This is a genomic window from Streptomyces drozdowiczii, from assembly GCF_026167665.1.
Taxonomy (GTDB): Bacteria; Actinomycetota; Actinomycetes; order Streptomycetales; family Streptomycetaceae; genus Streptomyces; species Streptomyces drozdowiczii_A.
On the sequence record NZ_CP098740.1, the window covers coordinates 6748710 to 6770106 of the forward strand.

Consider the following 21397-nt stretch of genomic DNA (forward strand, 5'->3'; position numbering starts at 1 on the left):
CTAGGCCCCCGACAGGACCAGCCCCGCCGCCCCCAGCAGCGTGCCCGTGTCCGCGGCCTCGCCCAGGACCACCGTGGGCAGCTCGCCGCCGCCGAGCGCGTCGGCCCGCAGCCGCGACTCGACCAGGGCCCGGAACCGCTCGCCGCCGTCCAGGGCCTCGCCGTGCAGCACGAACAGGCCGCACGCGAACAACTGCTGGACGGTGGCGAGGCCCAGCACCAAGTTCTCCGCGTACCGGTCGACAAGACGGGAGGCGGCCGGCGCGTCGGACGCCACCAGGGCCGCCAGGGTGGCCTCGCCCCCGGAGAAGCCGTGCTCGGCGGCCCGCTCACGCAGCCAGCGGGTCGTCGCCACGGTCTTCCAGCAGCCGCGCCGTCCGCAGGTGCAGAACTCACCGCTCGCGGTGACCGTCATATGGGCGCCGCTGCGACCGCCGGGCGGAGCGAGCACCTCGCCTTCGTAGAGGATGCCGACGCCGAGGACGTCGCCGGTCGCGACGGAGGCGAACGAGCGCCGACCGCGCCCCGCGCCGAACCAGCGGTCACCGAGCACCTGCACCCGCGCCCGGTGCTCGACCCGCACCGGCGCGCCCGACAGCTCCGCGAGCCGGTCGGCCACCGGGTGGCCGCGCAGCGCCGGGGCGTCGTTCACCTCGATGATCCGGCCCGCCACGGGGTCCACCACACCGGCCGCCGCCACGCCGACCCCGAGCAGCGACTGCCCGTCGAAGACCGCAGCGGCCTCGCGCAGCGCCGCGTCCACGAGGGACGGGTCCGAGCCGGCCGGGTCGAAGCGGGCCTCCGCCCGCGCGCGCACGGCCCCGGCGCGGGTGAGCAGCGCGGCACGCACCAGACCGGGCAGCACCTCGACGGCGCCCAGCACACCGCCGTCCCGACCGGCCGGCTCGTCCGGCCGCAGGTCGGGAACCAACCGCAAAGGAATACGTTCATGCGCCATGCGCCGACTCTGTCATGCCCCCGGACCGGGGAGACAGCGGCATGACCCACCGCAATCTCACCGAGACCACCTGGCGCGAGACGCGGGCGGCGGCGCCCGGGGCCATCGCCGTCCTGCCGATCGGCTCGCAGGAGCAGCACGCCGAGCACCTGCCGATGGGCACCGACACCATGCTCGCCGACGCCGTGGTCTCCCGGGCCCTGGCCCTGCTCGACGAGCGGGCCGCCGCCGGGGAGGCCGTGCCCTCCCTCGTACGCCTGCCGACCCTGCCGTACGGACACAGCCCGCACCACCTGTTCGCGGCGGCGCTCACGCTGTCCGCGCCGGTGCTCGGCATGGTGCTGGACGAACTCCTCGACTCGCTGGCCGCCTGCGGCTACCGCCGGGTCCTCGTCGTCAACGGCCACGGCGGCAACGACGAGATCATGCGGCTCGCGGTCAAGCGCTTCGCGCTGCGCGCCGACGTGACGGCCGCCGCGTGCTCGTACTGGACGCTCACCGACACCGGTGAGCCCGCCGACACGGCGGAACCGGACGGTCTGGTGCCCGGCCACGCCGGCTGGTTCGAGACGTCGCTGATGCTGGCCGCGCGGCCGGAGCTGGTACGCCCCGAGCGGGCCGGGAACGCACCGGTCGACCCCCCGCCCCTCTTCGACAAGCCGCCCTACCCCGGACTGACCGTGGAGCGGCACGGCGAATGGGAGCGGGTGGGCGGCGCCACCGACGACGCGGCCGGTGCCGACGCCGAGCACGGCGAGCGGCTGCTCGACCGGCGCGCCCGCGGCCTGGCCCGCGCCGTACTCGCCTTCGACGCCGCGTCGCGCCCCCTCGCGTGACCCCCACCACCCCACACAAGGAAGTGCACATGAAGATCACCGAGGTCGACGTCCACGTCGTCAACCTGCCCCTGGTCAACCCGTTCACCAGCTCCTTCGAGACGAAGACCGGGGAGACGCGCACCGTGGTGCGCATCCGGACCGACTCCGGCGTGGAGGGCTGGGGCGAGACGATGTGGGGCCGCCCGGTCGCCGCGATCGTCCGCGACCTCGCCGAGGAGCTGATCGGCACCAGCCCGTTCGCCCTGGAGGCGTTCCACCGCCGCCACCACATGGTGCCTTTCTTCTACGGCTACCTGGGGTACGCGGCCCTCGCCGCGATCGACGTCGCCTGCTGGGACGCCATGGGCAAGATCACCGGGCAGTCGGTCACCGACCTGCTGGGCGGTCCGGTCCGCGACGAGGTGCCGCTGACCGCCCTGATCACCCGCGCCGACGCCCCCGGAACCGGCGCGAAGGACCTGCCGCGCGCGCTGGCCGAGCACACCGAGCGCGTGGTCGCCGAGGGCGGCTTCACGGCCGTGAAGCTCAAGGGCACCAAGGACGTCCAGGGCGATGTCGCCATCCTGAGGGCCGTGCGCGCCGCGCTGCCCGAGGTGAACCTGCGCGTCGACCCGAACGCCGCCTGGTCGGTGCCCGACTCGATCCGGGCCGGGATCGCGCTGGAGGAACTGGACCTGGAGTACCTGGAGGACCCCTGCGTCGGGATCGAGGGGATGAGCCAGGTCCGCCAGAAGGTACGCATCCCGCTGTGCACCAACATGTGCGTGGTCCGGTTCGAGGACTTCGCGCCCGCGATGCGGCTGAACGCCGTCGACGTGATCCACGGCGACGTCTACAAGTGGGGCGGCATCTCCGCCACGAAGGCGCTGGCCGCGCACTGCGAGACGTTCGGCCTGGGCATGAACCTGCACAGCGGCGGCGAACTGGGCATCGCCACGGCGGCGCACCTCGCGGTCGTCGCTAGCACCCCGGTGCTGTCGCGCGCCATCGACTCCATGTACTACCTGCACGCGGACGACATCATCGAGCCGCTCACGCTGACCGACGGCAGCCTGCGGGTCCCGGACGGACCGGGCCTCGGGGTCACCGTCGACGAGGACAAGCTCCGCCACTACGCCGGGGTCAACGCCGCGGAAGGAGACCTCACCAAATGACCGCCGACAGCCCCCTCACCCCGCGCCGCGCCGTCACCACGGCCGGAGCCCCGGCCCCGATCGGCGGCTACAGCCAGGGCATCGCCGCCGGCCCGTACCTCTTCACCTCCGGCTTCGGCCCCAGGACCCGGCCACCGGCGAACTGGCCGACACCATCGAGGAGCAGACCCGCCAGGTCCTGGCCAACGTGAGCGCCCTCCTCGCCGCCGACGGGCTCACACTCGACGACGTGGTCAAGGCGACGGTCCACCTCCAGGACGTGCACCGCGACTTCGCCGGCTTCGACCGCGTGTACCGGGAGCACTTCAACGACCCGCGGCCGGTGCGCACCACCGTCGGCTCCCAGCTGATGGGCATCCTCGTGGAGATCGACGTGGTGGCGCTGCGCCGCGCTTCCTGACCGGCGGTACGCACCCGGGCCGGCCCGTCCGACGACGAGCCGGCCCGGGCCCACACCGAGGGCCGCCCCCGCCCGGCCGAGGTCCGCGCCACGCCTCGTAGGATCGGCGCATGGTGGCCTTTGTACCGTCGTTCGTCTGCTTCTTCCTGTTCTGTATCGGTGTGGTGCGAGACCGCCGCCGACTGAGCAACGCGGTCCTGCTGGGCCTGTCCACCGTCTTCGCGGTGATCGGGCTCCTCCTTCATGTGGCTTCCGAGCGGGCCCAGTTGGGCCGCGACCTGGTCGTCGTGCTGCTGACCCTCGCGGGCGTGGGTGTCGTCACGCTTGCGTGGTTCCTCATCGCCAACGGCATCACCATGGTCCGCAAGGAGGGCAGGAGCCCGGCGAACCTGCTGTCCCTGGGAGCCGGCATCGCCCTGGTCGCCCTTCTCGTGCTGCTGATCACCTCGCTGGTGCTGCACACCCACACGCTTCTGGTGGTGGCGGCGACGGCGGTGGCGCTCGCCGGATACGTCGCCTTCCTGTTCCTCTGCTTCCTCGTCTACGGCGGTCTGTACGGGCGTCTGCGCATCCGGCGCCGGGCGGACTACGTGGTGGTACTCGGCTCGGGTCTGATCGGCGGCACCACCGTGCCCCCGCTGCTGGCCGGCCGTCTCGACCGGGCTCGGAAGGAGCACTCCAGGCTGTCCCGCAAGGGCCGGCGCCCGGTCCTGCTCGCCTCGGGAGGGCAGGGACCCGACGAGAAGCTGCCGGAGTCCCACGCGATGGCCGACTACCTGGTCACCCAGGGCTTCCCCGCCGACCTGATCGAACGCGAGGACCGCTCGACGACCACGGACGAGAACCTGACGTTCAGCAAAGCCCTGATGGAACAGGCGAATCCGGACTACCGGTGCGTGATCGTCACGAGCAACTACCACGTCTTCCGCGCAGCGATCACCGCCCGCCGCACCGGCGTGCGGGGCCAGGTGATCGGCGCCCCGACGGCCGCGTACTTCTGGCCGAGCGCCATGATCCGCGAGTTCGTGGCCCTGTTGGTCGCCTACCGCCGCACCAACGCCGTCCTCTTCCTGCTCGTCCTGCTGAGCGGCGTCTTCATCTGGTGGCTGGGGTGACCGGAAGAGGCGCGCGGTGGCTTGCGGGCGCGCTGGTCATGGCCTGTCTGCTGTTCGTCGGCCCCAGCGCGTCGAACAGCGCCTACACGGCCAAGCCGCTGCCGGCCGATGCCCCTGAGAAGGTCGTCCCGAACCGTGTCATGACCTGGAACATCTGCAACCCCTGCAGGGGCGGCGGGCAGAACGGCGGCAGAGCGGCGGAGATCGCCACGTACGCGCCGCAGGTCATCGGCCTGCAAGAGGCGTGCGTGGGTGACGTCGAGAGGATCCGGGACTATCTGCGGTACCGGTACGGGCTGGCCTACCACGTCGAGTACGGGTCCGTCCTGCCGAGTTGGAGCCGATGCGGGGGAGTGCCATGGAGCCCGGGGGCTTCGGCCAGGCGATCCTCTCCGCCGCCCCGATGACGGACCGTGTGAACGTGGAGTACCCCGAAGGCGGTTCCGAGGACCGCGGTTACCTGGCCGTCACGACCCTCGTGGACGGCCTCCCCGTCCGGGTCTTCAACACGCACTTGGCCGAGCGGCGGCAGGAACCCGTCCGCGTGAAGCAGACCCGCGTGCTGGCGAGGGCGGTCGCCGAGTACGACCGCACGATCGTTCTCGGCGACTTCAACGCGGTGCCGGAAGCCCCCGAACTCACCGTCATGTGGGCCATGGCCCGGGACGCGGACCCCGCGTGCGGCCCCTCCGGGACGGGCATGTGCGAGCCGACCACCGATTGGCGCAGCAAGTTCGACTACATCTTCCTCCGTGGCTTCGATGCGCCGGAGCAACGGGTGCACCTGACGCCGTGGTCGGACCACGATCTGGTGCAGGCCGATCTGAGTCGGACGTAACGAGGTATGCCGCTCGGCCCTCCGCCGGACAGCCCTTAGGCCGCCCGTCGCCCCGTCCGCAGCTCCCGGCCGTTGGCCAGGGCCTCCGGGTCCAGCGACAGGGCTACGGCGGCCGTCGCGCCGACATCCGCGAGGCTTTCCGCGTCGGGCAGCAGCTCGACGCCGTCCTCGCCGGGCCGGTGGATGAGCACGGGGACGTACTCGCGGGTGTGGAAGGCGTGCCCGGCCGTCGGGTCGTTGCCGTGGTCGCCGGTCACGATGAGGCGGTCGCCCGGCGCGTCGAGCAGGGCGACGAGCGCGGCGAGGCCCGCGTCGGCCTGTTCCAGGAGGCGTCCGTAGCGCTCGGTGTCCTGCTGGTGCCCGGCCAGGTCCGTCTCCTGGATGTTGGCGACCACCAGGCCGTCGCCGCGGGCGCGTACCGCTTCGAGGGTGTGCGTGAGGACGTCGGCGGTGTCCACGGCCGGAAACCGGTTCGCGGTCTCGCAGGCCAGGATGTCGGCGGCCTTCCCCACCAGGGTGACCGGGATGCCCGCGCGGGCGGCCAGGTCGGGAAGCTGGCGGGTGTGGTCGATCCGGGCGCCCAGGTGCTGCACTTCGAGGCCGCCGTTGCGGTAGAAGCCGGTGGCCGGGGTGTCGAGGCCGACCGTGCCCTCCTCGCCGGCCCGGACGAACCGCTCCAGCGGTCCGTCCGCGTGCCCGCCCACCGCGATGACCCGCGCCACGGGCGCGACGGCGCGCACCGTGCGGGCCACGGCGAGGATGCCGCCCGGCCCGTCGAACGGCAGGTCCTCCAGCCGCCCGGAGGCGTTCCAGTTGATGCCTGGGTCGGCCTCCAGGTTGTCGTGGACCAGCACCGAGCCGTCCACGACGAGGAGCGGCCTGCCGTCCAGCCGGCCGACCCGGTGACCGGCCGCTTCGAGCGCGGCGGTCACCTCCTCGATGTGGTCGCCGAGCCGCGCCACGGTCACCCGGCTGAAGTCCGCCCCCATCATGGTCTGGTGGCCGGCGAAGGTGTCGGCGCCCGGATAGCCGAGCGCCGCCCGGCCCGCGGCGACGGGCAGATGGGTGCGCCGGGCGAGATCGGGGTGCGGGTGGACCAGCCCGAGGCCGAGCGAACCCAGCACGGGCAGCCGCAGCGGGCGGCCGAACGCCTCCCGGCAGTGGTCCAGCACATGCCCGCAGGTGTCGGCGGTCAGATCGCCGGGGCGCGTGGTGCCCGCGTCGGGCATGGCGCCGATGCCGAATCCGTCGATCACGACGATGACGGTCTTGGCCATGGGGTGCCTCCTCAGCTCAGGGACCGGCCCTGGGCGTCGTACAGACCGTTGAGACGGGGTGCACCGGACGACAGTCCGGAGACGACGGCGACGGTCGAGCGGGTGACGAAGATCTGGGTGCGGAAGGCGAGCAGCGCGGTGTCGCCGACGCGGACGTCCTGTCCGGGCGCGGGCGCGTCGAGCAGCCGGTAGTAGTCGATGTTCTCGGCGGGTGCGTCCAGCACGTCCAGCCGTGCCCCGGTGCGCGGCAGCAGGGCGCTCCTGATGTGGGAGCGGGCGTAGAACCCGCCGCCGAAGAGCGCGGGGCGGCCGTCGTCCAGGGTGTGGGCGACCTCGGTGACGTACACGTAGGCGGGGGTCTCGGGCTGTGCCGGGTCGAGCGCGTGCAGCGGGGTCGTGCCGGTCAGGGCGTGGCCCGGCTCGCCGTGGGTGGCTCCGAGTTCGGCGAGCAGCGGCAGGGAGGCCATCGACGTGGCGCTGGGGGCGCTCAGCAGGAGGTTCGTGTGGCCGCGGGCGGCCAGCGCCTCGCGGGCCTTCAGGGCGAGGGCGAAGTTGGGTGTGGCGGACGGGGCACCCGTCGCCGGGTCGCACAGCACGCACGGAAAGGCGGTGACCCCCGCGATCCGGATGCCGGGAAGCCGCTCGGCGGCCTCCGCGAAGGCGTCCAGCCGACTGAGCGGGACGCCGCCCTCCTGGCCGGGGTAGATGCTTCCCTCGGCGCCTTCGAGACGGATCAGGACGTCCTGCACGAACCCCAGCCGCCGCGCGGTGTCGGAGACCGCGCGGGCGTTGTCCAGGTCGTAGACGGTGACGGTCTCGGGACGCCACGCCAGCATCTCGGGCAGGGCGCGGCGCGGGATCTGGACCAGATGGCCGAGATTGCCGGCCCGGGCGCCGGAGGCGTGCAGGGTGCGCGCCTCCGGCGGGTCGATGGCGGCGTACCGGGGGATGTGCCGGGCGACGGCCCGGATCAGTTCCGGATTGCGGCCGAACTGCTTGACGACGAACCAGAGGGAGACGCCCAGCCGTTCGGCCTCGGCGGCCAGCAGAGCGGCGTTGGCCTCGACGGCGTCCAGGTCCATCACATAGGTGTCCGGCGGGATCGCGCCCTGGTCGTGGAGTGCGGCCGCGGCGTCGACGAGCCCGGGATTACGGGTCAGTACGGTGTCGAGAAACACGGTCAGCGGCCCTTCGGGTCGTTCAGCGCGGCCAGCGAGCGGCGCAGGATCTCGATGACGAGGTCCGCGCCCGCCCGCATCGGGTTGATGCGCACGGTCCAGTCGGCCAGTTCCGGGGAGTCGTCCAGGGCGGAGCTGGACATCCGGTAGAAGAGCGGCGTGATCTCGTAACGGGAGTTGGAACCGACGGGGTACGGGGCCGCGCCGAAGCGGGCGGCGACGGCGGGCAGCTCCCTGGCGACGGGCCGGTCGAGCCGGACGAGCAGGCACCGGTCCTGCGCGTTGGCGAGCCGGACCTCGGCGACCCCGGGCACCTCGCCCGCGGCCAGCCGCTCGGCGACCTCGGCGCCCACCTGGGACTGCACGGACCACATGAGCGGTACGTGGGTGAGCGCGCGCAGTGCGTCGAGCGCCTGGTGCCCCTGGACCTGGCCGCCGCCGGAGTAGTTGTCGCGGCGGATGTGCTCGATCAGGTCACCGGCGCCGACGACGATGCCGACGCCCTCCGGGCCGTGCAGCTTGAACAGCGAGAAGCAGGAGGCGTCGGCGCCCAGCTCCACCCCGGCGGCCGGGGTGCGCATCACGGCGTAGTTGTCGTCGACGACGGTGCGGACGCCGGCCGCCCGGCAGGCGGCGAGGACCGCGCCCGGGTCGTACGAGTCGGCGAGCCGCTGCCTGGTGTGCTGGACGTACGCCCAGCGGAACCGCCCGGACTCCAGCGCCTCGCGCAGCTCGTCGGGGTCGTTGAAGTCGGCCTCGACGGTCCGGACCCCGAGGCCGCGCAGCGTGACCTCGGTGGTGCGGTAGACGGGCGCCCGGTGGATGAGGAGCGGGTCGCCCGGCCGGACGGCGGCGGTGAGGGCGGCCCGGATCGCGCCGGTGCCCGCGCCCTGGACGAAGGCGGCGCCCTCGGCACCGAAGTAGTCGGCGAGGACGGACTCGACGCGGGCGGTGGTGGCGGGGCGCCCGAGGCCGGGCACGACCCCGGCGTCGGAGGCGAACAGCTGCGGGCCCTCGAAGTGGCGGGCGGTGGCCTCGATGAGCCGGAACTGCCGGGCGACGGCGTCGGCCGGGGCCACGGTCGCCAGCGGGAACGTCTGGGGGAGTACGGGGTGCATGGTCAGCTCTCTTCCACGTCCGCGCCGCTGAGGAAGCGCAGCGGATTGCGGCGGGTCAACAGGTCGGTCAGGTCGTCGCCCACGCCCGCCGCACGGAGCTTGGGCAGGAAGCTCCCGAAGAGGTGGCCGTAGCCCTGGCCCCCCTCGGAGGCGAGGTAGCCGTGGCGGGAGATGTCGCAGCTGAGCAGGGCCCGGTCGGCGTGCCCTGCCTCCAGGAGCGCGAGCAGGAGCCTCAGCCGGGTTTCGTCGCTCTGGTAGCCGTCCTTGCCGACGGTGTCGAAGGCGACGTACGCGCCGCTCGCGGCCAGCTCCCGGTGCACCGCCGGGTCGTCCAGCAGGTCCTGGTGGCCGACCGAGATCCGGTGCGGCGGCAGCCCCTCGCCGGTGAGCAGTTCCAGCTGGGCGAGGCCGCCGCGGCCGAGCTGGGCGTGGGTGGCGACGGAGAGCCCGGTGGCGAGGGCGGCCCGCGCCGAGGCGCGGAGCACCTTGCTCTCGGGCGGCGTCGGGACGTCCCCGTGGCTGCCGATCTCGCCGAGGACACCGGGGCGGATGCCGGTGGTGTCGATGCCGTCCTCGATCTCGCGGACGAGGGTGGCGGTCAGGTCCCCGACGCTGCCGCTGTCGATCTCGGGGGTGTGGAACGGCTCGTAGTACCAGCCGGTCGCGGCGACGACGGCGACCTGGGCGTCCCGGGAGATCCGGGCCAGGGCGCGTATGTCCCGGCCCATGCCGCGGCAGGTCAGCTCGACGACCAGGGCGAGCCCGTACTCCTCGCGGAGTGCGGCCAGTTCGGCGGTGACGGCGGCGGTGTGCCGGCCGGCGGCGAGCACGGCGCCGCCGTCACCCCGGTGGTCGAGGTCGAGGACGAGGTGTTCATGGGCCAGGGCGGGGCCGCGTACCGCGTCGGGGGCGATGTCTCCGAGGACGGTACGCAGCACGGGGGCGGGGCTGTTCATCGTGGGGGGTCCTTCTGGGGTCGGCCTGCGTGATCCGGGGGAGTGGGGCTATCCCTTGATCGGTGTGAACAGGTCCATCCAGTAGAGGAGGTTGAGGAGGATGCCGCCGACGATCACCGCGGCCGGTGCCGCGGCCATCCGGACGACCGGCCGGCCCATCGCCTCGTTCAGCAGGTAGAGCCCGCCGACGGTGAGGATGCCGAGGCCGCCGCCCATGGCGTTGGCCGCCATCAGCGAGCCGAAGAGGATCGCCAGCTGGAGCGTCTCGCTGATCGCGCTGCGCAGGTGCTCGGACGAGTCGCGGACGCTGGGCAGCCGCCCGAGGAGCTTGCCGATGTAGGACAGGGCCAGCACCTCGGCCGCGAAGACCAGGGCGCCGACGATCGCGGCGAGGAACGGGTTCGGCATCAGATAGCCGATGGGGTACACGAGGGTGAAGCCCGCGATGCCGTACGCGCCGGAGGCCAGCGCGGTGGTCGCGATCAGCGGGATGAAGCCGAAGACGCGGTAGAAGTCGACCTGCGCCGCCTCGGAGTACTGCCCCTTGGCGATCAGGAAGCTGGTCGCCTCGCCGCCGCCGAATATGTGCATCTGGGCGAGCACACAGACTCCGGCGCCCAGCACCATGAACAGGGGCAGGTACCTGCGCAGCCGGGCCGCACTGGCGCTGAAGAGGGAAGCCATCGGGTCGTCGCCCTCCACGACGGGTTCGCTCACGCCCGCGGCCCGGTCCGCCTTGCGCTGGGCGACGTCCTTGGCGACGGCGAGACCGATGAGCATCAGCACACCGACGGCCATCGCCAGCGCCCCGGCGAACATGTTGGGCCACAGCTTCATGGTCATGACGACCAGGGCGAACTCCAGCAGCCCCGCGATGCCGCCCCACTTGCGCCCGAACTGCTTGGTGATGGCCAGCACCGGGAACAGCGTGAAGAGGAAGAGGATCGGGGTCGACATCTGCTGCATGGCGGTGATGAAGTCGACCGGCAGGTCATGGGCCACGTTGTTGGCACCGTTGAGCCCGAAGACGACGACCGCGCCCCAGGCCCCGCCGAGGATCGGCGCGAGCCACTTCTTCGGCGACAGCATGCCGAGGATGTCGGTGGGCAGGAAGAGGAGCCACGGGTTCAGCACACCGGTGGACAGCGCCATCGGGGCGCCGAGCCCGAAGATGAACCCGGCCGAGAGGCCGAACGAGACCGCCGTCGTCGCGCTGCGCGTGGTGCGCCCCTGGATGAAGTCCAGGAGGAACGGTCGTACACCGTCGTTGAAGACGGCCAGCGCCATGTGGGAGATGTACGCGGTCAGCGCACAGAGGGCTATGACGGTCAGTTGCTGGGCCAGCGAGAAGTCGAGGCTCGTACCGGCTGCGAGTGTCGTACTCACGGGGTCACTCCTTCGTGCCCGGGGTGATTCAGAGTGGGGTGGCTGGGGTCAGCCGCGGGCGGCGATGGCGCGCGCCATGAGAGGGGCGATGGTGTCGATCTGGTCCATCGAGAAGCCGAAGACCTTCTTGCCCTCGTCCAGCAGGGCGGTGACCTGCTCCTCGGTGGGGATGGTGCGGCCGAAGGTGTGGCAGACGGCGCTGCCCATCAGGCCGACGAGGACGCCGAGCGAGGCACCGGCGCCCGTGTGGCAGGTGCCCAGGTAGAAGTCGGCCTGGCCGACACGCAGCTTCATCGCGGCGTCCATGTCGCTGGAGGCGGTGACCTCCAGGCCGTCGATGCCGAGCTGCTTGATGGTCTGGGTGACCTCGGTCTTGCCGACGCCGCCGGCGAGGATCTTCGTCATGTCCTGCTTCTTTCCGGATGGTGGGGACGGGGTGGTTCAGGAGGAGGGCGCGGCCGGCGCCTGCTGGGCCAGGACCGCGAGGTGCATGCCGAGGAAGTTGACCTCGGACTCCGGGAGGGCGGCCCCGAGTTCGCGGCGGGCGCGCTCGGCGACGGCACGGGCGCGGCTGACGGCCTCGGGATGTCCGGCCAGTTCGGCGGCGACTTGGTCGTCGGTGAGAAACTGCTCGATGGCCTCGCCGTCGAGGAGCCGGGTGAGCGCCATCATCAGGTGGCTGGTGAGCATGCCGGCGGTCGCCTCGGTCACGGTGTTGCCCTCCGCCTCCAGGGCGGCCAGCTCGGCCGTGACGAAGTCGGCGACCTCGGGCTTGATCTGTCCGCCTTCGCGGAAGAGCTGAAGCCGCAGGGCCAGCTGGTCGTCCATGGCGATCCTCCTAAAATCGACAGTAACCAGGATTTTGTATTTTGATGAGGCCGAAGGTCCCGTCGCGGGCAGGACCTTCGTCCCGATCCGGCCCGGGGCTCAGTACGAGGGCAGCCGAGTGCCCTCGATCACCTCGCGCTGGAGCGAGGTGATCAGTGAGAGATCCAGGGAGTCCCGGACGGCGGCCAGGGACTTGGCCCCTTCGGTCCGCCCGATGACGGCCGCGCTCGAGTTGCGCAGCGACAGCTCACGGGTGACCTCGTCCCCCAGCGGAAGCACGTCGACCCCGAACCCGAGCCGGTCCTGCACCTCGTCCAGGTTCCAGACGGTGGCATCGACCTCCTCGCGGGCGAAGAGGTCGGGCAGCTGCATGTACGAGGCCTCCACCCGCTGGACGTCCGGGCGCCCGGCGAAGACCAGGTCGACCAGCATGCGCAGATCCTCCGACGCGTGGTCGACCGCGACCCGCAGGCCCGGGGCGTCCAGATCCACGCCGTGGCGCAGGAGCATGCCGTGCGCGCCGACGTAGGTGGCCGGCCCCAGCTCCGCCACCAGCTCCACCGGATGCTCGGCGATCAGCTCGTCGGCGGCGAAACGGGACAGGACGACGAGGTCGACCTTGCCTTCGAGCAGGGCCGCGGTACGGGCTCCGGCGCCGCGCATGAAGGTGATCGCGAAGGGCGCGCCGGCCTCCTCGAAGGCGCCGCGGAGCCCGGTGGCCAGGCCCTCGTACCGGCGGGAGTACGGCAGCGGCATCGCGGCCAGCAGCGTCCCGAGCCCGGAGAGCCGCCAGAGTATGGAGCGGTCCGAGTGGGCGAGGAAGGTGCCCAGGTGCCCTCGGGCGGTCGTCTTGATGGCGCCGGACTCCTCCAGTAGCTGGAGGGCCGCCTGGACCGTACCGTTTCCGCAGCCCAGTTCCTCCGCGTAGTCCCGCACCCGGGGCAGTCGCGTGTCCGGCTCGTGGTTGAGCAGCAGGACCGCGAGCTGGCGGGCGGCCAGTCCGTTGCGCGTGAGGAAGCGGTCATCGAAGGCGTTCACGAAAAGAACAGTAAACAGGATTCTGGATATTGACAAGGCTCCGCACCGAAGCCGCCTGGCTCCGCACAGGAGCTACCTGGAGGGCGCGGAACCGGTCGACGAGCCCGGCTCCTAGCTGCGACTCTGGCCTCGCATGACATCGACCAGGTCGGTGCCCGCGAGCCGCCCCCCGTACAGAGCGCCCCAGGCGACCAGCGAGACTGCCCCGATAAGGGGCGTCGCCGCCTCCGGTGGCATCCCCGCAGCCAATGCCCCGGTCACCGTGCCGATCACGACCGTGCCGAAGGCGACCAGCCGAACCCACTCCCGGCTCACCGCCGGCGTCACGCCCTCGAGGTCTTCGGGGTCCAAGAGGGCCAGGGTGCGCCCCTGGGCGTACCGCGCGGCGATCTTCAGCAGCATGGCCGCCGTCTCCTCGAAGACCTTCCCCGTGACGGCTTCCCGGTCCTGCCTGGCCTCCATGGCCCGCAAAGCGCCCACCACTTGTGCTGCGTGCTTCTTCAACTCGCCGCGCCGCTCCCGATGTACGCGGCCGTGCCGGACCCGCCACGCGGTCCACACCGCGCGCTCGGCTGCCTTCAAGCTGACCCGTGGCGTGTGCAGGTCGTAGGGGGACACGCGTTCGTAAGCGAGCCCGACGCTCCCGCAGACGGCGAGCAGCGCCACCACTGGCTGCCACCGGGCCGCGCTGGACCGCCAACCGACGGCGGCAGGGGCATCGACCCCTCGCGCATGGTGCAGGAGCGGCCAGGCGGCGCGCACGACCGAGGCCAGCATCAGCAGGAGCACGACCACCGACAGGGTCTTGGCCGTCTCCAGCGGGTCGGCCGACGGATCGGCTATCACGGGGCCCACCGCTTCCCGCACCCAATGGGGCCCGTTCTGCCAGACCCTCACGAGCAGGTTCACCGCGTCCAGGCACTCGTCGGCATCGGTCGAGGGCCCGCTCGATCCACTGATCCGGTCCGCCCGCAAGCAGAACGGAGGATCCGGGAGCTCGCTGCTCGACGGGTGCACCGTCATGTATTGGAGACCGACGGCAAGCGTGCCGACGTTGAGCAGGACCACCACGAGCCAGCACAGCTTCACCAGGTGTACGGCGAGTGCCGCGGGCGTTGCGGCGCACCATAAGTAGACGGCCCGCACCACACGAGTCCACGCGACCGTCGTCACGCCCGGAGGGACCGGAACGCCTTGGACCTCCGGAGGCCGGGGAACCCCCGGACCCTCCCTCGGCCTCAGGCGCACCACGGCATTGCGCAGCCGTCGCGTCGCGCGGACCGCGACCCACGCCTCCCAACGGCTGCGCGCGGACCTGTCCCAGACCACCCACCCCAGGCAGAGGATGATCAGGAGGGCGACGGTCTCCGCCAGGGATATGAGCAGTGCGGTCATCCGGGCGGTTTGGTCCAACTCATTCCGATGCGCAGCAGTCCTGCCGTAGTCGACGCTGTTTCACACGGCGGTCCTACTTCCGTGCGGAGCATTGACGCTGTCAACTCAAGTGGCTACGTTCCCACATGGCATCGATCCCAGGTCGCGGAGACGCCCGAAGCGGCGGCGGTCGCGCACCGGGACCGGGCCGGACCACCTACCCCGGGAGACAACGTGCCGCCACCCAACCCCGCCGCCCCAGGCCGTGCCGGTAGTCCGCATCCGTGGAGTGCCCCGGCCCGTCCCGCCCGCCGGGCCGTTCTCGCCGCCGGCGCCGGAGCCCTGGGCGCGCTCGCCGTGACAGGCTGTGCCACGGCGTCCGGCAGGGAGCGGTCACTGCGCGTCGCCTACCCGTTCTGGGGCGCCGACGACATCGTGCACCGTCAGATGAAGGACACCGCCGCCGCGTACGAGAAGGCGGTGCCGGGGCGACGGGTGGAACTCGTGCCCATCCCCGACCAGCAGGGCAACTTCGCCACCAAGATCGAACTGATGCAGCGGTCCGCGCCGAGCGCACCGGACGTGGTCTTCCAGGACACCGTGATGACCAACGCCGACGTGCAGGCGGGCTACCTCCAGCCGCTCGACCGTCATCTCGGACGCTGGCGGGACTGGGAGCAGTTCGACGCCACCGCCCGCTCCGCCACCCGCGCCGACGACGGCCACGTCTACGGTGTCCTCACGGGCACCGACGTACGCGCCGTCTTCTACGACAAGCGGGTGTTCGCCAAGGCCGGCCTGCCCACCGCCTGGACGCCGCGGAGCTGGGCCGATCTGCTGCACGCCGCCCGCACCATCCGCCGTCGCGTGCCCGGAGTGGTGCCGCTCAACATCTACGCCACCAAGGCCCTCGGCGAAGCCACCACCACCCAGGGGCTGCTGATGCTCCTGTACGGGACGCGCGACGGCTTCTACGACGCCCGCAACCGCACCTGGACCGGCGACACCCCGGGACTGCGCGAGACCCTCGCCTTCGTCGACACCGTCTTCCGGGAAGGGCTCGGCCCCACCCCGCAGATGTCGTTCAACCCGACCGTGCGGGACAAGATCGTCTCGGAGATGCTGCCCGCCGGAGAGGTGGGCATCGCCCTCGGCGAGGGCTCCTGGACGCCGAAGACCTGGATCAAGGGCGGCTCCGCGCCCTGGCCGGGGTGGACCGAGCACATCGGAGTCGTCGCCATGCCCACCCGGACCGGCCCGGTCCCGGGCGACAGCGGCCGGGTGAGCCTGTCGGGCGGCTGGATGCTCTCGATCGGTGGCCACAGCGCCGTGCCCGACGAGGCGTTCCGCTTCATCACCCTGGCCACCGGCCGCCGCCGAGCCCTCCAGTACGCCATCGAGAACGCCCAGATCCCGGTCCGCCAGGACGTCCTGAGCGACCGCGCCTACCTCGACTCGCTGCCCACCAACGCACTCTTCGCCGACCTGCTCAGGACGACGAGCTTCCGCCCGACGCAGGCCGCGTACCTGATGGTCTCCAGCCGGGCCCAGATCGCCATGGAGGACGTGATGACCGGCCACGCCACCCCGGCCGAGGCCGCCCGCGCGTACGCCTCAGGGCTGCGCGACGACCTCGGCGACGGGCAGGTGAAGGACCGTGACTGAGGCGATCCACGCCCGCCCGGCCGCCGAGAAGCGGGTGCGCGGACAGGTGCGCGCACCCGCCGCTCCACCGCCACCCCGCCGAGCCCGTCGCGGGCTCCGCCGCTCGCTCCCGCTCGTGCCCGCGCTCGCCCTGCTCGCGGTGTTCTTCGTCGGGCCCGTCCTGTGGTGCGTGTACGCCGCGTTCACCGACACGGCCCTGACCGGCAGCGCGGCCCGTGACCCGCACTTCGTCGGGGTGCGCAACTTCACCCGCCTGCTCGGCGACCACCAGTTCGGCTCGTCGGTGCTGCTCACCCTCGTCTTCGCCCTGGCCTCCGGGGTCCTCGGCCAGAACGGGCTCGGGCTCTCGCTCGCCCTGCTCATGCGAGGCCGCGCCCAGTGGATCCGCACCACGCTCGGGGTCCTGCTGGTCGGCGCGTGGGTACTGCCGGAGATCGTCGCCGGATTCACCCTGTACGCGTTCTTCTCCGACGGCGGCACCCTGGACACCGTCCTGACCTCCCTGCACCTGCCCGCGCCCGACTGGCTCGTCAGCCACGCCATGCTGACCGTGGTCCTCGCCAACGTGTGGCGCGGTACCGCCTTCTCCTGGATGGTCTACACCGCGGCGTTGGACGAGATACCCCCGGAGATCGAGGACGCCGCCGCGACCGACGGAGCGAGCGGCGCCGCCCGCCTGTGGTGGGTGACGCTGCCGATGATCCGCCGCTCGGTCTTCACCAACCTCATGGTGGTGACCCTGCAGACGCTGGCGGTCTTCACGCTGATCTTCGTCCTGACCGGCGGCGGCCCCAGCGGCGCCAGCGAGACGATCCCGCTGTACATGTACCAGCAGGCGTTCAAGTTCTTCCAGCTCGGACAGGGAACCGCCATCGCGCTCGTCCTCCTGGCCATCGGCGGCGTCTTCTCCTTCCTCTACCTGCGCCTCCTGAAGCCGGAGTTGAACCAGTGACCTCCCCCGCGAACCCGCCCACCCCGTCCGCGCTCTCGCTGACCCGGCTCAGCCTGCCGCGCCGCTCCGCTTCCACGACCGTGGTGTACGTCGTGCTGCTGGGCGTGGCCGTGTGCTTCGCCGCCCCGTTCGTCTGGCTGCTCGTCGCCTCGGTCGACGCGAAGGCGACGGCGAGCGCCGCGGTTCCGGACCTGACGCTCGGCAACTTCTCCGCGGTGCTGAACTGGAGCACCAGCATCCGCCCCATCCTCAACAGCCTCCTGCTGTGCGGCGGCGCGGCGCTGGTGAACATGGTCGTCTCGGTGTTCGCCGCCTATCCGCTCTCCCGCTACCGACTGCGCTTTCGCCGCCCGCTCCTCTACGGCGTCCTCTTCGCCACCGGCCTCCCGGTCACCGCGATCATGGTTCCCGTCTACGAGCTCTTCGTCCGCATCGAGCTGGTGGACTCGCTGTGGGGCACCATGCTCTTCCTCGCCACGGCCACGCTGCCCTTCTCGCTCTGGCTGACCAAGGGGTTCATGGACGGTGTGCCCGTGTCCCTGGAGGAAGCGGCCTGGGTGGACGGGGCCTCGGGCCTCCAGTCACTGCGCCATGTGGTGCTGCCGCTGATGGCACCGGGCATGGCGGTCGTCGCCGTCTTCACGTTCATCGGCGCGTGGGGAAACTTCTTCATCCCCTTCGTCCTGCTCCAGTCCCCGGAGCGCGAGCCCGCCGCCGTCAGCCTGTTCACCTTCTTCGGCCAGTACGGGACGGTCGCCTACGGCCAGTTGGCCGCCTACTCCATCCTCTACTCGCTGCCCGCGATGCTCCTGTACGTCCTGGCCTCGCGCAAGCTCGGGGGCGGCTTCGGGCTCGGCGGAGGGCTCAAGGGCTGAGACCGCGCGGCACGCCGTCAGGAGAGCGGGCGCGGAACATCCGGCCCACCCCGATCCGACGACCCCAGAAGGAGCAGACCGCATGAACAGCCCATCCCTACCGGACAACAGGGCCGTGCCGCCGGAGCGCCGCCGACGGGCCCGACCGCTGCTCGCGGCGGCCCTGGGCCTCGGCCTCCTGCTGACGCCCGCCCCCTCGCCCCCGTGGCCGCCGCCGCGCCGACGCCCGCGTCACCGGAGGACCCGGCCTCCCTCGTCGACGTGTTCACCGGCACCGCGCCCAGCTCACCGGCCGTGGAGAAGGCGATGGGCGAGAACTTCTCCCGGGGCAACACCCACCCGGCGGCCACCGCCCCGTTCGGCATGATCCAGTGGGGTCCGGACACGGTGAAGCCGGCGCCCGGCCAGTACGCGGCCGACGACGACCGGCTCAAAGGGTTCAGCCTCACACACCTGTCCGGCGGTGGCTGCACCGCGTTCGGCGACGTACCCGTGCAGCCCGTCCCCGGGGACATCGGCCGGTCGCCGGCCACGCACCCCGACGACTACGTCGCCACCTTCGACCATGCCGACGAGGGCGCGTCACCCGGGAGTTACCACGTCCGGACCGACAACGGGGTCGACACCCGCCTCGCCGCCGGGACGCGCGCCGCGGCCGGCCGCTTCACCTTCCCCGCCGGACACGACGGCAAGGGGACCGTACTCCTGAACACGTCCGGCAGCGCCAACGGAACAGCCGGTGTCACGGCCCGCGTCGAAGGCGACCGTACCGTGAGCGGCACGGTGAGCAGCGGCGGCATCTGCAGCGCGAAGGCGCCCTACGACCTGTCCTTCCGGATCGTGTTCGACCGGCCGTTCACCGCACACGGCACCTGGCAGGGCGACCAAGTCCACCGGGCGGCCGGCACCCTGGCCGAAAAGGGCGGAAAGGACGGGAACGGCGTCTTCCTGACCTTCGACACCGCCCGGCACCGCGCCGTGAACGCCCGCGTCGCGATCTCCTACACGGGCGCCCCCGGCGCCGCCGCCAACCTCGCCGGCACCCGGCACCTCGCCTCGGTCGAGGACCTGGCCGCCGCGACCCACGACGCCTGGAACAGTGAACTGCGGCGCATCCGGGTGGCCGGCGGCTCCCAGGAGCGCACCCGCGTCTTCTACACCGCGCTCTACCACTGCCTCCTCGAACCTCGCACGCTCAGCGACGTCGACGGCCGCTACCGCGGCTTCGACGGGAAGATCCACCGAGTAGCTTCCGGCCGCACCTGGTACGGGAACTTCTCCGGCTGGGACGTGTACCGCACCGAGACACCCCTGCTGGCGTTCCTCGACCCGGACCGCGCATCCGACATGGCGCAGTCCATGGTCGACGCCGCCGACCAGTCCGGCCGGCTGCCCCGCTGGACGCTCCTGAACAACCAGACCAACGGCATGGTCGGCGACCCCGCCCCGGTGATGCTCGCCAGTGCATGGGCGTTCGGCGCACACGACTTCGACCTCGACGGCGCCCTGGAATACGCGGTCGAGGCCGCCACCCGGGCGGGGCCCGAGCGCCCCGACGGCTATGTGGAACGCCAGGCGGTGGCCCAGTGGCGAGCCAACGGCTTCCTGCGCAACGGCGATTCCCCGCTCGGCTCCTCGGCCGCGACCAGCCTCGAATACGCCGTGGACGACTTCGCCGTCGCGCGGCTCGCGGCGGCGAACGGCGACACGGCCCGGCGCCGCGCCTTCATGCGTACCGCGCACAACTGGCAGAACCTCGTCGACGGCGCGGACGGCAGCCTGGGGCCACGGCTCGCGGACGGCACCCTCCAGAACTCCGCCAACCCGGCATCCCTCGCCGGGTTCCAGGAGGGCAGCGCGGCGCAGTACCAGTGGATGACCGGCCCCGACCTCGCCGCGCTCGCCGCGGGCATGGGGGGCAACCGGCAGGCCACGGCCCGGCTCGACGACCACTTCACCGAAGTCGACGCCGGGTCCAGCACGCCGTACGCCTGGATCGGCAACGAGATCACCTTCGGTGCGCCCTGGGCCTACCACGCCTTCGGAGCGCCCAACCACACCAACGACGTGGTGCCGCGCATGCTCGACCGGTTCACCACGGGACCGGCCGGCCTGCCCGGCAACGACGACCTCGGCGCCCTCTCGGCCTGGTATGTGTGGGCGAGCATCGGCCTGTACCCGGAGGCGCTGGGAACGGCCCGACTGGCCCTCTCCACACCGGCGTTCCCGGCGATCGCCATCGACCGGGGGAGTGCCGGGACCCTGCGGATCGGCGCCCCGCGCGCACGCGAGGACCAGGTCTACGTCGCCGACGTGCGGCTGGACGGACGGGCCCACGCGCCGAACTGGGTCCCGGCGGACTCCCTGCGCGGAACCGCCCGCCTCGACTACCGCCTCACGAGCAACCGGTCGAGCGACTGGGGTACGGCCGAGGGCGACCTGTATCCCTCGTACGCGGAGGGACGCGCGCCGGCCATCGCCTCCGCCGCACCCGTCACGGCGGCGCCCGGGACCTCGGCGGCGACCCGGCTGGAGTTCCACCGGATCGGCGGCCGCCCCGGCCCCGTGCACTGGCGGCTGCGCCCGCCCGAGGGGGTGACCGTGGACCGTTCCGCAGGCGTCACCGCCACCGGTGGCCACGCGTCCGTACGCGTGCGGGTCCCCGCGGCCACGCCGGCCGGTTCCCTCGTCATCCCGGTCGACGCGACCACCGCAGACGGCAAGCGGCTGCCGTCCGCCGCGATCCGGGTGTCGGTCCTGCCGCGCGGGACCACCTCCGTGCTGCCGTGGGCGGACGAGGCGGGGACGTCGACCGCGACCCGGCCCGTGGGCGACTTCAACGGCTACGGCGGAAGCTTCGTCGCCGAGGAGCTGGCCGAGGACGGGCTCGTCCCCGGGCAGGACGTCACCGTGGACGGCATCGGCTACCGCTGGCCCGACGCCGCACCCGGCAGCCCGGACAACATCAACGCGCACGGCCAGACCGTCACCGTCCACGCGGCGCCCGGACAGAGCCGGCTCGGCCTGCTCGGCGCGGGCAACGAGGGCGCGGCCACCGGCGAGGTCACCGTCCACTACACCGACGGCACGACCCGGCGCGCTTCCGTGACCCTGGGGGACTGGCACCTCGACGGGGCCACCGCGCCGCCCCCGGGCAACACGGCGGCCGCGACCATGCCGGAACGGCAGATGGCGGGCGGCACCCCCGAGAAGATGACGGTCTACATCTGGTCGACGTCCGTCCCCGTCGACCCGCACCGGACGGTGGCGTCCGTCACGCTGCCGGAGCGGACGACGGGAGGTCAGATGCACGTCTTCGCGGTCGGGGTGGGCGAGGCGGAGAACTGATCCCCCCGGTTGGTTGACGCCCCGGGGGCCCTGCGGCATCGTTCTCATGTGGGATCGATCCCACATGAGAACGATGCCGCCCGGCCGGGCGGGAAGGAA

17 protein-coding genes and 2 pseudogenes are annotated in these 21397 nt (G+C 72.2%); 9 read left to right on the plus strand and 10 right to left on the minus strand.

The genetic code is table 11. The features are described from left to right. Positions 1 to 957 (minus strand): ROK family protein, encoded by a 957-nt coding sequence (locus tag NEH16_RS30565; protein WP_265546316.1) that lies wholly within the window; start codon positions 955 to 957, stop codon positions 1 to 3. A gap of 41 nt (positions 958 to 998) precedes the next feature. Between NEH16_RS30565 and NEH16_RS30570 the strand changes: the two genes are divergently transcribed. The 5 genes and pseudogenes from NEH16_RS30570 to NEH16_RS30590 all read left to right on the plus strand — a co-directional run bounded on the left by NEH16_RS30570 (position 999) and on the right by NEH16_RS30590 (position 5303). Next, the gene (locus NEH16_RS30570; protein WP_265546318.1) at positions 999 to 1793 is read left to right on the plus strand and encodes a creatininase family protein; all 795 of its coding nucleotides are present in this window, start codon (positions 999 to 1001) and stop codon (positions 1791 to 1793) included. Positions 1794 to 1822: 29 nt separating this feature from the next. Beyond that, entirely contained in the window at positions 1823 to 2950 is a 1128-nt protein-coding gene (locus NEH16_RS30575; RefSeq protein ID WP_265546320.1) for a mandelate racemase/muconate lactonizing enzyme family protein, read from the plus strand. After that, positions 2947 to 3350: pseudogene (locus tag NEH16_RS30580) on the plus strand (RidA family protein). Before NEH16_RS30575 ends, NEH16_RS30580 begins: the two are co-directional and overlap by 4 nt. 110 nt (positions 3351 to 3460) lie before the next feature. Next, positions 3461 to 4465 (plus strand): YdcF family protein, encoded by a 1005-nt coding sequence (locus tag NEH16_RS30585; RefSeq protein ID WP_265546322.1) that lies wholly within the window; start codon positions 3461 to 3463, stop codon positions 4463 to 4465. A gap of 38 nt (positions 4466 to 4503) precedes the next feature. Then, positions 4504 to 5303 (plus strand): annotated as a pseudogene (locus NEH16_RS30590) (endonuclease/exonuclease/phosphatase family protein). Positions 5304 to 5338: 35 nt separating this feature from the next. Here NEH16_RS30590 and NEH16_RS30595 read toward each other — a convergent pair. The 9 genes from NEH16_RS30595 to NEH16_RS30635 form a co-directional block, all read right to left on the minus strand. Beyond that, the gene (locus tag NEH16_RS30595; RefSeq protein WP_265546324.1) at positions 5339 to 6580 is read right to left on the minus strand and encodes a phosphopentomutase; all 1242 of its coding nucleotides are present in this window, start codon (positions 6578 to 6580) and stop codon (positions 5339 to 5341) included. 11 nt (positions 6581 to 6591) lie between these two features. Continuing rightward, the gene (locus NEH16_RS30600; RefSeq protein ID WP_265546326.1) at positions 6592 to 7758 is read right to left on the minus strand and encodes an alanine racemase; all 1167 of its coding nucleotides are present in this window, start codon (positions 7756 to 7758) and stop codon (positions 6592 to 6594) included. A 2-nt stretch (positions 7759 to 7760) separates the two neighbouring features. Further along, on the minus strand, positions 7761 to 8876 hold the full coding sequence (locus NEH16_RS30605) for an aminotransferase class V-fold PLP-dependent enzyme (protein WP_265546328.1): 1116 nt from the start codon (positions 8874 to 8876) through the stop codon (positions 7761 to 7763). 2 nt (positions 8877 to 8878) lie between these two features. Beyond that, positions 8879 to 9832 (minus strand): phosphotriesterase family protein, encoded by a 954-nt coding sequence (locus tag NEH16_RS30610; RefSeq protein WP_265546330.1) that lies wholly within the window; start codon positions 9830 to 9832, stop codon positions 8879 to 8881. Between the two features lie 48 nt (positions 9833 to 9880). Then, complete coding sequence (locus tag NEH16_RS30615; RefSeq protein ID WP_265546331.1) at positions 9881 to 11218, minus strand: YhfT family protein; 1338 nt, start codon at positions 11216 to 11218, stop codon at positions 9881 to 9883. A gap of 48 nt (positions 11219 to 11266) precedes the next feature. Beyond that, on the minus strand, positions 11267 to 11623 hold the full coding sequence (locus NEH16_RS30620; protein WP_073969280.1) for a DUF2620 domain-containing protein: 357 nt from the start codon (positions 11621 to 11623) through the stop codon (positions 11267 to 11269). Positions 11624 to 11659: 36 nt separating this feature from the next. Beyond that, positions 11660 to 12046, minus strand: coding sequence for a PRD domain-containing protein (locus NEH16_RS30625; protein ID WP_073969281.1), 387 nt, complete (start codon positions 12044 to 12046; stop codon positions 11660 to 11662). Between the two features lie 99 nt (positions 12047 to 12145). Continuing rightward, positions 12146 to 13084, minus strand: a complete 939-nt coding sequence (gene yhfZ / locus NEH16_RS30630) for a GntR family transcriptional regulator YhfZ (RefSeq protein WP_265546334.1) — start codon at positions 13082 to 13084, stop codon at positions 12146 to 12148. 111 nt (positions 13085 to 13195) lie between these two features. Next, positions 13196 to 14479 (minus strand): hypothetical protein, encoded by a 1284-nt coding sequence (locus NEH16_RS30635; protein ID WP_265546336.1) that lies wholly within the window; start codon positions 14477 to 14479, stop codon positions 13196 to 13198. 336 nt (positions 14480 to 14815) lie between these two features. On the opposite strand from NEH16_RS30635, the gene NEH16_RS30640 reads away from it, so the two are divergent. The 4 genes from NEH16_RS30640 (at position 14816) to NEH16_RS30655 (ending at position 21298) form a co-directional block, all read left to right on the plus strand. Further along, entirely contained in the window at positions 14816 to 16123 is a 1308-nt protein-coding gene (locus NEH16_RS30640) for an extracellular solute-binding protein (RefSeq protein ID WP_265546338.1), read from the plus strand. A 46-nt stretch (positions 16124 to 16169) separates the two neighbouring features. Next, complete coding sequence (locus NEH16_RS30645; RefSeq protein WP_073969367.1) at positions 16170 to 17075, plus strand: carbohydrate ABC transporter permease; 906 nt, start codon at positions 16170 to 16172, stop codon at positions 17073 to 17075. Further along, on the plus strand, positions 17072 to 17950 hold the full coding sequence (locus NEH16_RS30650; protein ID WP_374215624.1) for a carbohydrate ABC transporter permease: 879 nt from the start codon (positions 17072 to 17074) through the stop codon (positions 17948 to 17950). The genes NEH16_RS30645 and NEH16_RS30650 overlap by 4 nt, the downstream gene beginning before the upstream one ends. 204 nt (positions 17951 to 18154) lie before the next feature. Then, positions 18155 to 21298: a GH92 family glycosyl hydrolase gene (locus NEH16_RS30655; protein WP_265546340.1), complete on the plus strand. Its 3144-nt coding sequence runs from the start codon at positions 18155 to 18157 to the stop codon at positions 21296 to 21298. Positions 21299 to 21397 lie beyond the last annotated feature (99 nt).

Excerpts from the sequence above, each read along its gene's own strand:
- NEH16_RS30595 (WP_265546324.1), bottom strand. The coding sequence starts at position 6,580 with ATGGCCAAGACCGTCATCGTCGTGATCGACGGATTCGGCATCGGCGCC.
- NEH16_RS30625 (WP_073969281.1), bottom strand. The coding sequence starts at position 12,046 with ATGGACGACCAGCTGGCCCTGCGGCTTCAGCTCTTCCGCGAAGGCGGA.
- NEH16_RS30635 (WP_265546336.1), bottom strand. The coding sequence starts at position 14,479 with ATGACCGCACTGCTCATATCCCTGGCGGAGACCGTCGCCCTCCTGATC.
- NEH16_RS30610 (WP_265546330.1), bottom strand. The coding sequence starts at position 9,832 with ATGAACAGCCCCGCCCCCGTGCTGCGTACCGTCCTCGGAGACATCGCC.
- NEH16_RS30620 (WP_073969280.1), bottom strand. The coding sequence starts at position 11,623 with ATGACGAAGATCCTCGCCGGCGGCGTCGGCAAGACCGAGGTCACCCAG.
- NEH16_RS30575 (WP_265546320.1), top strand. The coding sequence starts at position 1,823 with ATGAAGATCACCGAGGTCGACGTCCACGTCGTCAACCTGCCCCTGGTC.
- NEH16_RS30565 (WP_265546316.1), bottom strand. The coding sequence starts at position 957 with ATGGCGCATGAACGTATTCCTTTGCGGTTGGTTCCCGACCTGCGGCCG.
- NEH16_RS30570 (WP_265546318.1), top strand. The coding sequence starts at position 999 with ATGACCCACCGCAATCTCACCGAGACCACCTGGCGCGAGACGCGGGCG.
- NEH16_RS30605 (WP_265546328.1), bottom strand. The coding sequence starts at position 8,876 with ATGCACCCCGTACTCCCCCAGACGTTCCCGCTGGCGACCGTGGCCCCG.
- NEH16_RS30585 (WP_265546322.1), top strand. The coding sequence starts at position 3,461 with ATGGTGGCCTTTGTACCGTCGTTCGTCTGCTTCTTCCTGTTCTGTATC.